General features: G+C 42.7%; 10 protein-coding genes. 4 read left to right on the top strand and 6 right to left on the bottom strand.

Translation table 11 applies throughout. The features are described 5' to 3' along the window. Positions 1–13 precede the first annotated feature (13 nt). Both CRO17_RS00445 and CRO17_RS00440 read right to left on the bottom strand, forming a co-directional pair. Positions 14–1447 carry a sensor histidine kinase gene (locus tag CRO17_RS00445; protein ID WP_097038227.1) on the bottom strand — a complete coding sequence of 478 codons (1434 nt, stop codon included), beginning with the start codon at positions 1445–1447 and terminating at the stop codon, positions 14–16. Next, positions 1444–2121: a response regulator transcription factor gene (locus tag CRO17_RS00440; RefSeq protein ID WP_097038224.1), complete on the bottom strand. Its 678-nt coding sequence runs from the start codon at positions 2119–2121 to the stop codon at positions 1444–1446. The genes CRO17_RS00445 and CRO17_RS00440 overlap by 4 nt, the downstream gene beginning before the upstream one ends. 204 nt (positions 2122–2325) lie before the next feature. Between CRO17_RS00440 and CRO17_RS00435 the strand changes: the two genes are divergently transcribed. Next, positions 2326–3804 (top strand): ABC transporter permease, encoded by a 1479-nt coding sequence (locus CRO17_RS00435; protein WP_097038222.1) that lies wholly within the window; start codon positions 2326–2328, stop codon positions 3802–3804. Positions 3805–3819: 15 nt separating this feature from the next. Further along, the gene (locus CRO17_RS00430) at positions 3820–4497 is read left to right on the top strand and encodes an ABC transporter ATP-binding protein (RefSeq protein WP_097038220.1); all 678 of its coding nucleotides are present in this window, start codon (positions 3820–3822) and stop codon (positions 4495–4497) included. A gap of 41 nt (positions 4498–4538) precedes the next feature. On the opposite strand, the gene CRO17_RS00425 is transcribed toward CRO17_RS00430, so the two are convergent. Together CRO17_RS00425 and CRO17_RS00420 are read right to left on the bottom strand one after the other, a co-directional pair. Next, the gene (locus CRO17_RS00425) at positions 4539–5900 is read right to left on the bottom strand and encodes an amino acid permease (RefSeq protein WP_097038218.1); all 1362 of its coding nucleotides are present in this window, start codon (positions 5898–5900) and stop codon (positions 4539–4541) included. 35 nt (positions 5901–5935) lie between these two features. Further along, the gene (locus tag CRO17_RS00420) at positions 5936–6556 is read right to left on the bottom strand and encodes an acetate uptake transporter (RefSeq protein WP_097038216.1); all 621 of its coding nucleotides are present in this window, start codon (positions 6554–6556) and stop codon (positions 5936–5938) included. A 149-nt stretch (positions 6557–6705) separates the two neighbouring features. Here CRO17_RS00420 and CRO17_RS00415 point away from each other — a divergent pair, with 149 nt between their 5' ends. Both CRO17_RS00415 and CRO17_RS00410 read left to right on the top strand, forming a co-directional pair. After that, positions 6706–8127: an amidase family protein gene (locus CRO17_RS00415; RefSeq protein ID WP_097038214.1), complete on the top strand. Its 1422-nt coding sequence runs from the start codon at positions 6706–6708 to the stop codon at positions 8125–8127. A gap of 294 nt (positions 8128–8421) precedes the next feature. Further along, positions 8422–9897, top strand: a complete 1476-nt coding sequence (locus tag CRO17_RS00410; protein ID WP_281253799.1) for an amino acid permease — start codon at positions 8422–8424, stop codon at positions 9895–9897. Between the two features lie 24 nt (positions 9898–9921). Here CRO17_RS00410 and CRO17_RS00405 read toward each other — a convergent pair whose 3' ends face one another. Then, positions 9922–10182, bottom strand: a complete 261-nt coding sequence (locus CRO17_RS00405; RefSeq protein WP_097038210.1) for a hypothetical protein — start codon at positions 10180–10182, stop codon at positions 9922–9924. Positions 10183–10279: 97 nt separating this feature from the next. Further along, positions 10280–12298, bottom strand: a complete 2019-nt coding sequence (locus tag CRO17_RS00400) for a penicillin-binding transpeptidase domain-containing protein (protein ID WP_097038208.1) — start codon at positions 12296–12298, stop codon at positions 10280–10282. Between the last annotated feature and the right edge of the window lie 187 nt (positions 12299–12485).

The raw sequence follows: 12485 nt of genomic DNA, 5'->3' as shown, positions 1-12485 counted from the left end.
AAGCAGGAACCTGTTATAGGTTCCTGCTTTTTTTCGGTAACAGCACAGTGAAAATTGTGCCTTTCCCTTCTTCACTCGCTACTTCAATTGTACCTTGATGGGCTTTTATAATAGAATGACTAATGGATAGACCTAGTCCTGCACCGCCTTGCTGACGTGTACGCGAGCTATCACTGCGATAAAACCGATCAAATATATGCGCTACATGTGCAGCAGGTATACCTGAGCCATTATCACGGACACGTATTTCCGCTCCAGCATGATTTGTTTGCAATTGCATTTCAATGACGCCTTGCTCGGGATTGGTGTGCTGGACAGCATTATAAAACAAGTTCAGCAGTACTTGTTTCAGCTTATCTCTGTCAGCCTCCACCGCAATCTGCTCCTTCATTAAAAAAAGCAGCTCCCGATTCCCAGCCAGCATTTCAAAATGTGGCTGCATTTCCTCTAATACTTGATTCAAGTTCACTTGCTGTAATTGCAGCCCTTCCGATTTATCAAGCTTGGTAAGTAACAGCAGATCCTCGACTAACTTCTTAATACGCTGCGATTCCTTCAGCATACTCTCCAATGCAGGATACAGCTGGTCGGGGTTATTCGCGGCTCCGCGCAGCAGCACTTCTAGAAATCCATGAATGGAGGTGAGCGGCGTACGCAATTCATGAGAAGCATCTGCGATAAATCGCTGCATCTGCTCCTTCGCTTCCCTTTCCGATTGAAACGAACGGTCAATCCGTTCCACCATTTGGTTAAATGCGAGTGTGAGCCGTTTAATCTCAACTTGTTTTGTTTCTTCTTCCAACCGTTCCGACAAGTTCTCAGCACTTGTTCGTTCTACCTTTCGAATAATCCGATGCAGCGGATCTAATGCTTTTTTTATTACTTGTGTATACAGTAAGCTGCCTGCTCCTAATGCCAATACAGCTAATAGGATGAACACTTGCAGTTGTCCATTAATGACGTCGTTCAGAGGTGCTGTTTTTGTCCCTGCTTGCAAATAGCTTGTTATTTCACCGAAGCGGCCCTCCGCAATGATAACGACAAGCTGCTCATTCCCCTCTTCATCGTCTGTGACAATATATTGCGCGTCTTTATCACCCCTGTTATTTACAGCTGCCTGAAACTCCTCCTGTTCGAGGCGGGGACTGGAAAGACTCGTTTCATCTGACATATCCGTGTAGTTTCCGGAGGTATCTATCTTCGCTAAAGAGCGATCAAACAGAAATGGCTGGCGTATATCTGATGCATCATCATTTAATAATGCCGGCGGAAGCGAATGCAGCTGCGACTGTATCGCATCCGCTTCATTTTGATAGAGAAAATCTTTCATTAGAATATACTGCAGAATCCCAATTACGATTAGAATGATGGCTAGAATCAGACAAGATAAAGCGACAATCTGTTTATTCAGCGTTTTTGGTTTTAATTGCTGTAATTTTTTCTTCATCTCACATCCAGGCGATAGCCCGCTCCACGGATCGTTCGAATCAGCTTCCGATCTTTATCATGCAGCTTTTCCCGCAAAGACCGTATATACACTTCTACAATGTTTTCTTCTCCATTGAAACTGTATCCCCATACTTTATCAAGAATGAGCGCCTTACTCAGCACAATATCTTGATTCATTACTAAGTATTTGAGCAATTCATACTCTGTTGGTGACAGCTTTAGCACCTCTTCTTCCAAATATGTTTCCTTCCGCCGGTCATCAATTCGCAAAGGACCTGCTTGCAATGAATCACCTACTTCCGGGAATTGATTACGCAAGCGCGCTTGCATTCTGGCAAGCAGTTCCTCAAAGCTGAAAGGTTTGACTAAGTAATCATCAGCTCCGTCGTTCAACCCTCTAATCCGGTCATCCACTTGATCTCTGGCAGTCAGCATAATAATAGATAGTTTTCTGCCTTTCTTTTTCAGCATGCGACATACTTCAAAACCATCCATTCCCGGCATCATCACATCCAAAATAATAAGATGCGGCTCGAATTTTTCTGCTTTGGCAATTGCTTGCATTCCATCCGCAGCACTTTCTACTATATATCCTTCATTTTGTAATCCGAGCATCAAAAACTGTGTAATTGTTTGTTCATCATCAACGATCAAAACTTTAATTTTTTCCATCCTGTCATCCAATCTTTCTTTTTTCTTTATTATGGAACAACTAGCTGAAAAACAGCTGAAGATTCTCGATTTTTTCACTTTCAGCAAATCTTCAGCTAGCTTTCATGTGCACTTCAGCACGAGACTTCATACTAGCAACTAGTCAGAGCAGGCATGACACAGAAGCATTATTGCAGGCATGAAAAATGTAAAGGAGACGGTGTAATGAATTTTATAAAACGTGCATTTTGGAGTATGAAAGCAAAAAAAGGTAAGACATTGCTTCAGTTGGTTATCTTCACAGTCATATGTGTGTTTGTACTATCTGGATTAACCATTCAATCTGCTGCCAAAGCATCTAGTGAATTGGCAAGACAAGAACTCGGAGGATCTGTGACACTGCAGGTTGACCGAGAAGCAGCAATGGAGCAGCAAAGAAGCGAGCAAAGTGAGACAGATGGACCGCCGCAATTTACCAGTACACCAATAAGTTTGGATGATGCAGCGTCTATTGCAGCTTTGGATCATGTGAAGAGCTACAACTATTCTGTATCAGCATCAGCAAATGCAGAAGACTTCGATATTATAGAAAGCAGCACCTCAACAGAAAGTGACAACAGTGAAACAGATAGTGAACAGGCACCTGGCGGAGATCAAGGCCGAGGCGGTATGGTCCAAGCTGACCTGACTGTCAACGGTACACTAACAAGCGATGGAGCAGACAGCTTTAGCGATGGAGAAGCAGAAATTGTTGATGGCCGCGGTATTGAAGCATCTGATGCTGGCAGCAATGTTGCTGTAATTGAGCAAACACTTGCTGAGGAAAACGATTTAGCAGTTGGAGATACAATCACAATCAGTTCCTCCAATGATGAAGATACAACACAAGAATTAGAAATCGTCGGTATTTATGAGACTAGTTCTGCAGGCAGTGACCAAGCATTGAATTTCTCGTTCTTGAACCCATACAACACGGTTTACGTACCTTATACTGCAGCAAATACGCTGAAAGGCGAAGATTATACGGATACCGTAGAATCGATAACATATCAAATGGACGATGCAGAGAACATTGATGCATTCCTTACCGCAGCTGAGAAGACGGATGTCGATTTTGATGTATATGAATTAGATGCAAACGATGATCTCTACCAGCAGATGGTAGGGCCAATTGAAAACGTCGCATCATTTGCTAAAAATATCGTCTACCTTGTCACAGTTGCCGGTGCGATTATCCTTGCCTTAATTGTTATGCTTTCTATTCGAGAGCGTAAGTACGAGATGGGTGTTTTGATGGCCATTGGTGAGAGCAAATGGAAGCTCGCAGGACAATTTGTAACAGAAATTGTGGTAACTAGCATCGTAGCAATTGGATTGTCTTCTTTATTCGGAAACCCGATTGCAAACGTGTTGGGTAATCAACTATTAGATCAGCAAACAACCGCCTCAGCAGAGAATGTCTCAACTTCTATGCAGCAAGGACCTGGCGGTCGTGGTCAGATGGGCGGCGGTCCCGGACAAGCTGTGTCTGATGTATTCAGCCAGTCTAGAGACGCAGTCAGCAGCCTGAATATTAACGTGACATGGGAAAACATCCTATTGCTTGGCGGTATTGGATTGGCAGTTGCGATTATCTCAGCATTGATTCCGTCCATTGCCATCCTTCGATTACAGCCAAAAAACATTTTAACTAAACAAGAATAGAAAGCAGGTATAACGATGAAAACAGCTCTACTGTCTTTTAAAAATGTCAGCTATTGGTATACAGATAAAGAGAATCCACTCTTTCAAACGGTGAATATAGATTTCTATAAAGATACATTCTACACCATCACTGGAACTTCCGGGTCTGGTAAAACAACCTTCCTGTCATTAGCAGGGGGATTGGACAAACCGCGTGAAGGTGATATTGAATACGATGGAAAATCCATTCGCAAGATGGGACTTGGCAAATTTCGTCACGACTACGTCTCCATTGTCTTTCAATCCTACAATTTGATCCCTTATATGACAGCCTATCAAAATATAGCATCAGCGATGGCCATTACTGGGACAAAAGTGGAGAACAAAGAAGATTTCATCTTAAAAATGCTCGCAAAAGTTGGTATTTCTGAAGAACAGGCAAAACAGCGTGTCCTCACTCTTAGCGGCGGACAGCAGCAGCGAGTAGCTATCACACGTGCATTCTGCTGTGATACTGAATTGATTGTAGCAGATGAACCGACAGGGAACCTTGATGACGAAACATCCAAGGACATTCTAAAGCTGTTTATTGATCTCGCACACCAGGAGAATAAGTGTGTAATTATGGTTACCCATGACCCTCAAATTGCAGCTCAATCTGATGTTAATATCCAGCTGTCCAACGGCAGTTTCCGAATACTGCAGCATATATAAAATAATGAAAAATGCGTATCCGCTAACGGATACGCATTTTCTTATTTCCTTTTTACTATATAACCGATAGACAAGATAACAATCCAAATTGGCAAAATGACAAGTGCCAGTCGATAATCTGGGATATATGCCATAATTACAACGATTGCAGCTAGAAATAGCATGACAAGATAATTAGATATCGGATAGAACGGAAGTTTGAACGACAGCTTCTGCTCTGCTTCTTTCCCTATTCGTTTCCGAAATCTAATTTGACTAATCATAATCATTGTCCAGTTGATGACGATAGATGCTGTTGCAATGGACATCAAATAACTGAAGACTTTCTCAGGAAATAAGAAGTTGAGAACGACCGTGATAGCAGCTGCACCTGAGGAAACTAAGATAGCAGGTACTGGTGCGCCTGTCCGCTTGTCCACCTTTTGAAGAAACTTAGGTGCACTACCTTGCTGGGCTAGCGAATGCAGCATACGGCCGTTACTATACAGACTGCTGTTATAAGCAGAAACTGCGGCTGTTAGGACGACGACATTTAAAATACCAGCGGCAGCGGGTATGCCAACACTATCAAAAATCTGGACAAATGGGCTGCTATTGCCATCCACTTCATTCCATGGGAAAATCGCCATAATGACAAGTAATGCACCAACATAGAAAATTAAAATACGATAAACAACCTGATTGATTGCTTTTGGTATCGTCTTTTTCGGTGTCTCTACTTCACCTGCTGTAATACCGATCAGCTCCACTCCGCCGAAACTGAACATGACAAGAACGAGCGACAAGACGACGCCAGTCAAGCCATTCGGCATAAAGCCACCTTCATCAAACAAGTTCGAAAGTCCAGTAGGAACACCGCCATTGCCAAAGCCAGTGAAAATGATGAGCAAACCGAGAATGATCATCCCGATAATTGCTGCAACTTTTATAATCGCAAAGTAGAATTCAAATTCTCCATACAACTTAACACTCAATAAGTTGATACAGGTAATCAACACTAGAAAACCAAATGCTGTTAACCAAGTCGGAATGTCCGGGAACCAATACTGCACATAGATGCCGACAACAGTCAGTTCTGCCATGCTGATGGCAATATAGTTGAACCAATAATTCCAGCCTGATATGAATCCAAAGTAATCGCCCATATTCTGCTGGGCATAATAACTAATCGAGCCAGAATTAGGTGAGTCAACAGACAGCTCACCCAATGCGCGCATAATAAGGAAGATCATAAATCCACCGACTAGATACGCAAGTGAGATTGCTGGTCCAGCTAACCCGATGGAAGAAGCAGAACCGTAGAATAAGCCTGTCCCTATCGCCCCGCCAAGTGCAATCATCTGCACATGACGGTTCTTCAACCCTTTGTGTAAAGTATTCGATGTTTGATCTTTTCTTGCCATGTCGATGCTCCTTGCCAACTAACTAATAAATCGTTTTAGTCTTTCTTAATGAAACGGCCAAATGCTTTACCGATTGGCAGCACAGTGTGACCATAATGACCATTTAGTACTGCTGCGGCAGAACCATAGAAAGATAATAGGGAAATGATTAGCTCTGCAATCCCTGCGATTGTATGCGTTACTTCATATGCTATATCAAATGAACTTAAAGATAAACCAATAAATAGGAAGTCAATTGCTACGAAAATAAAGAATAATACTTTATGTGTACCCATAGCTCCAACTGTCATGAAGAGACTAAAGATAAGATACCCAATAAAAGCTACGCCTAACTGATGTCCGTCTGCTCCTGTCTGCAAGCTTTCTCCAAGTGTACCAAGCTGCATAAGCCAGCTCATACCCACGCCGAACCAGAAAAGTCCAAAAGCGCCAAAAGCTGTGGCTCCAAAAATATTATTGTGTTTAAAATCCTGAATAGAAGCGATCAGCTGTGCGATTCCTCCTAAGAAAAATGCCCATGGAAGGATCATAGAAAGTCCATCCGTTAAACCTAGCTTCTGAGAAGATGCAACAAGCGTTACCATTGCAAGACCGAATAATCCCAGTGCACTCGGGTCAGCTGTAACAATCTTCACTGATGTTTTTGATGTATCCAAATTAATACCCCTTTCTTATTTACCTTTATATCGGAAAAAATACGGGAGACCTATTGAAAGAATATTTAGTATAATTATATGAATGCCCGTTTTGTCCAAATACAGCAGATTTTCTAATCATACACATTTTATAGGGGAGAATCTAGTCTATGCGTAAATTTAAGATTGAAGAAATCAGTATTTCATCCTTACAAGCAGACCTTGCATCAGGTAAAGTATCCTCCGTGACTTTAGTTCAGACTTATCTGGAGCGAATTGCGAAAAGAGATTCATGTAAAGACGGCACGAACAGTGTGTTGGAAATCAATCCTGATGCCTTGTTTCTTGCTGAACAGATGGACAAAGAGAGAAAAGACCATAGCTTACGCGGAGAGCTTCACGGCATCCCGATTCTCTTGAAAGATAACATTAATACAGCAGATGGTATGCACACTAGTGCCGGTACGCTAGTGCTTGCTAACCACTATGCCAAATCAGATGCCTTTATTGTCAAAAAGCTGCGTGATGCCGGTGCCATTATTTTATGTAAAGTGAACATGACAGAGTGGGCTAATTTTATGTCCGATCCTATGCCGAATGGTTTTAGCAGCCGCGGCGGTCAAGTACGCAATCCATATGGAAGCTTTGACGTTGGCGGTTCGAGTTCTGGAACTGGAGCTGCCATAGCCAACAACCTAGCCGCTGCAGGTATTGGTACGGAGACCAGTGGTTCTATTCTCAGCCCCGCAAGCAGTAATTCATTAGTCGGAATTAAACCAACTGTCGGGCTCGTCTCCCGAACTGGTATTATCCCGATTGCACACAGCCAGGATACTGCGGGACCGATGACAAGAACTGTTCGAGATGCAGCGATATTGCTCCAAGTAATAGCAGGCTCGGATGCGCTGGATCCAGCAACACTTTCTGCACCCCATGCGCCGGATTATACAGATTTTCTGAAGGACAAGGGGCTGAAAAGCAAACGTCTTGGTATTGATGGACGCACGTTAGAGTGCATAGACCAAGACAGACGGGAGCTGATGGAGAGAGCATTTGCTGTCTTACGTGAGCAAGGCGCTGAGCTTATTGATGTATATGTGCCGGAAATCACGCGGGATTCCAGCGTCTTATTTCACGAGTTTAAACACGGGGTAAACCGCTACTTGCAGTCTGCGGAATCGTACTTACCCGCTCATACACTGAAAGAGATTATTAACTGGAACCGCATGCACACCGACAACGCTTTACCATACGGTCAGGATCTGTTGGAAGCAGCTGAGAAAACAGACGGCACCTTAAAACAAAGTGACTATTTAGCGGACCGTTTAGCAGATATTCATGAATCCCAAACTGAAGGCATTGATAAGATTATGAAAGAATCTGCTTTAGATGCTATTGTCTTTCCAAGCTATCATGGGTGTGATATTGCAGCAAAAGCAGGATATCCATCCATAACTGTTCCAGCCGGTTACACAAAGACTGGAGAACCGTTTGGAATTACGTTTACTGCTGGTGCTTTTGAGGAATCTACCTTAATAGAAATCGGCTGCGGCTATGAAAGTGCCACAAAGCACCGGATAGCTCCAAATTAAACCATTCTAAATTACAGTTGAAATCTGCCGCCTTGTATAGTAAGGTTATAGAGGTTTTCAATTGCATAAGAACTCATCAATTTGCATAGCCACTCATTAATTGATGCGAATTTACAGCTTGTATGTGTGTATCTCTCAAGCGTAAAACTGCCGAAGCTCGGCACATTTTGAGCTGGCACTATCTTTTTATTTAGAATGACGCTGTTGTATATAATAAGCCGTTCGGATAGAGCAAGTGTATCCGCCGCGGCTTTTTTTAGTAAACAGATAAAACAAGCCCATACTATAGACGAGGTGAAAGAAGTGAGCAAACAACATAACAAGACGGAACCCGGACTTCAAAGAAAGCTCAAAGCCCGTCACTTGGGAATGATTTCCCTTGGAGGAACAATTGGAACAGGATTGTTCCTAGCAAGCGGCGGAGCAATCAGTCAAGCAGGTCCCGGCGGGGCACTGCTCGCATATGCTCTAATTGGCAGTATGGTGTTCTTTCTGATGACCAGTTTGGCAGAAATGGCATCCTTCATGCCTGTATCCGGAAGCTTTAGCACATATGCCACCAAGTTCATCGATGAATCACTTGGCTTTGCCCTCGGATGGAATTATTGGTTCAGCTGGGCAACTACAATTGCGGCTGAGCTCGTAGCTGTCACGCTTATTATGGATTTCTGGTTCCCAGATGTACCGTCTTGGATTTGGAGCGGAATCAGCCTGATCATCATGTTTTTGTTAAATTATATTTCCGTCAAAGGCTTTGGAGAATCCGAATATTGGTTCTCTCTTATTAAAGTGATTACTGTCATTGTATTTATTATTGTCGGAGTATTAATGATCATCGGCATATTTGGCGGAGAATCTCCTGGTTTCTCGAATTTCACAATAAAAGATGCTCCGTTTAATGGCGGCTTTCTTGCACTGCTTGGTGTGTTCATGGCAGCAGGGTTCTCCTTCATGGGAACCGAACTGTTAGGAGCTGCTGCCGGAGAAGCAGATAATCCAAGAGTATCCATACCGAAAGCGATTCGTTCTGTTTTCTGGCGAATTCTTTTGTTCTATATTCTAGCGATTTTCGTTATTGGTATGCTTATTCCTTATACAACAGATAGTTTGGCAAGCGAAGATGTTCGGCTCAGCCCTTTCACATTGGTGTTTGAGAAAGCCGGGATTGCTTTTGCTGCCTCTGTCATGAACGCTGTTATTTTGACTGCTGTACTGTCAGCTGGTAACTCCGGCATGTATGCCAGCACACGTATGTTATGGAACCTTGCAAAAGAAGGAAAAGCTCCTCGCTTTCTTGGCAAACTTAACAACAATGGTGTACCAGTAAACGCTTTGCTTGCAACAGCAGCAGTCGGATGTGCGGCCTTTCTTACCTCATTCTTCGGCAATGGTATCGTCTATACTTGGCTTTTAAGCGTGTCAGGAATGACCGGATTTATTATTTGGATTGGGATTGCTGTCAGTCACTATCGTTTCCGTAAAGCTTACGTCGCGCAAGGGTATGACATTAAAGACTTGCCTTACACAGCGAAGTTTTACCCATATGCGCCGCTATTTGCACTCGCCTTAAGTATCTTTGTCATTATTGGGCAAAGTGTCTCATCCTTTACAGAGAACGGGTTTGATTGGGGCGGTTTTATTGCTTCCTATGTTGGTATTCCAATCTTCTTGCTGTGCTGGATTATCTATAAAGTGAAATACAAAACAAAAGTGCATAAATTGGAGGATGTTGATTTAACAACTCCTGATCATGAAACAGCCCCGGACTAATGTCCGAGGCTGTTTTTTTCATCACTAATAAGGCATTGAAATAGCCAACGCGATAATAAAAATTAAATAAAGTACGAAAAGCCCTTGATAGCACAAACCGATGATTGCGCATACTCTTCCGCCTAAGTACAATGCTTTAATTGCCTCAGTATCCTCTGTAGTCTTGAGGCTCCTGTTAGCAAATATAATCGCTATGATACCTGTAATAAGACCAATAACAGGTAGGAAAATAGCTAAAATGCCTAATGCTAATGTACCTGATGGTGAATAACGTTTTTCTTCCACAACTAATTCCCTCCCTTTTTTTATCCCCGTTGAACTGCTGTTATAGCTCATTTTCCAAGTCATAGAAAAAAGCATGCGGCGTACCGCACGCTTCTTCTTACTTGAATATATTCTTCACTTTTTCAACTGTGTAATGACTGCCGCCCTTACCTTTGACATCTTCTATCATCATACTGATTAACATATCTTGCTTGTCATAATCATATGCTACAAACCAGCCATTTTCTTTTCCGTTTTCATCATCTTTGCTTTGCTTCAGCTCAGCTGTGCCAGTCTTACCTGCAATCGTTAAACCGCCAACTACAGGCTGATGTGCTGATCCGCGTTCATCTTCTACGACACCGCGAAGACCTTCCGTAATTGCATTTGCTCCATCAGCCGGCAAAACATCCTCATGCCACACTGTTGGTTCAGCTGCTTTTGTTTTCTGCAATGTAGGTTTAATCAGATCCCCATCATTTAAGAATGGTGTATAAGCTGCGGCTAAATGCAGCGGAGACATGAGCACTTGGCCCTGACCATATCCTGAGTCCGCCAGCAATGTTTCACTGTTTAGACCATCATTTGAAACAGATGATGCTTTTGTCGGGAATGCGTAGTCCAATTCCTCATCAAATCCGAACGACTCCAGACCTTTTTGGAAGTTCTCTGCTCCAGTATCCACCGCTGTCATAGCAAAATAAATATTATCGGAAGTAATCAGGGCATTTTCCAAGTCCACATCAGTCAAACTACTCGATACACGCGTAACACTGTAGTCACCGAATTTGCCATCATTGTTCCATGTTTTTCCTTCAATATGTTTCGCTTCATCTGGTGAAATAACGCCATTCTCTAATCCAACCGCTGCTGTTAGCGGCTTGATGGTAGAACCAGGTGCGTATGTTTTATTAAATTTCGCTGTAAATGGGCTGTTTTCATCATTAGACAGCTTCTCATATTCCTCTGCATCCCAGCCGAAGATGAAGTTATTCGGATCATAAGATGGTGTACTTACTAACGCTAATGTTGCTCCTGTTTTCGGATCTATTGCTGCAGATGCCCCGCTATCTTCCTTCAGCTGGTTATAGATCTCTTTTTGTGTATTACTATCAATTGTTGTCTCAACATCTTCTCCATTTTGAACTTCGGTTTCCGCAATGATTTCTTGTTCTTCACTGGAGTCCGTATAAATCTTCCAACCGATTTTACCGCGAAGTTTATCCTCAAAGACTGATTCTAATCCAGTCGAGCCGAGATAAGAAGTCGAACTATAATTGGAAGCATTATCGTCTTTCTCCAAGAATTCTGCATCCACTTTCTTCACATATCCAGTCAAGTGTGCTGCAGCTTCCCCAAGCGGATAGAACCTGGAAGTTGTTTCTGTACTTTGTACACCAGGCAATGTGGTAACTTTTTTCGCGAGATCACGCTGATCTGGGCGCAACGTCTTGATTGGAACATTTACCTCATCCGTCACCCAGCTCTGTTCTAATAGCGAATCAATTTCTTCCCGATCCATCTCGAGAATCTCAGCTACTTGATTCAATGTCTCATCTTTTGTCTTGCCGTCACCTTCGAGCTGACCTGGAATAAGTCCGATGGATGGTACAGTTGCATTAAATGCCAGCTCTTCTCCGTTCACATCAAGAATACGGCCCCGTTCCGGTTCAATAGATGATATCCGCACACTTTCTTCTCCGTTCAACTGCGCAAAGATATAAGATGGGTCCCAGTTTATTTTCCAAGCTGCCCCATCTTCTCCGTCCACTTTCACAAGCTCTGCATCCTTATCAAAAGCTACTTCTCCAGCAACTGTCTGCATAGAGACAGATAAAGGAAGCTGCTGGGTATCTGCATCAGATTTCGCTTCTTCCTCGGAGACTTCGCCAACTTTCACTTTTAAATCCGTGACGCCTGTTTGTTCATAAATATCTGTATAGCGCTTAACAAACTCTTCCTTGGTAATATCCTGTTGCGATTCTTCCGTCAACTGACTGTACATCTTATCAAAATCCTGTGCATTCCAATTGTCCACGAACTGATTCAAGCCATCTTTGGCTGATTGATCATCCGAACAAGCAGAAAGCAAGAATAGCGCACTAACGATAAACAACACGGCTGCTAGACGTTTCATAGTTCACCTTTCCTCTTCAATATGCTGTCCCCAATTATAGCATAGCAATGGAAAAACTTTGCTGGATTAACCCATGTATTTCCCAGGAAATAACCTAAAAATGTCGAAAAAGATTAGATTACAAGCTAGTAAGTAACAAACCTAACTACAGAGAATCCTACACTAGAATTTTCAGAAGTTCGTTTGA

The sequence above is a fragment of the Terribacillus aidingensis genome (assembly GCF_900215625.1).
In the GTDB taxonomy this organism is placed as follows: domain Bacteria; phylum Bacillota; class Bacilli; order Bacillales; family Amphibacillaceae; genus Terribacillus; species Terribacillus aidingensis.
The sequence above is the reverse complement of the archived record's forward strand: the minus strand, read 5'-3'. Positions and strand labels throughout refer to the sequence as shown.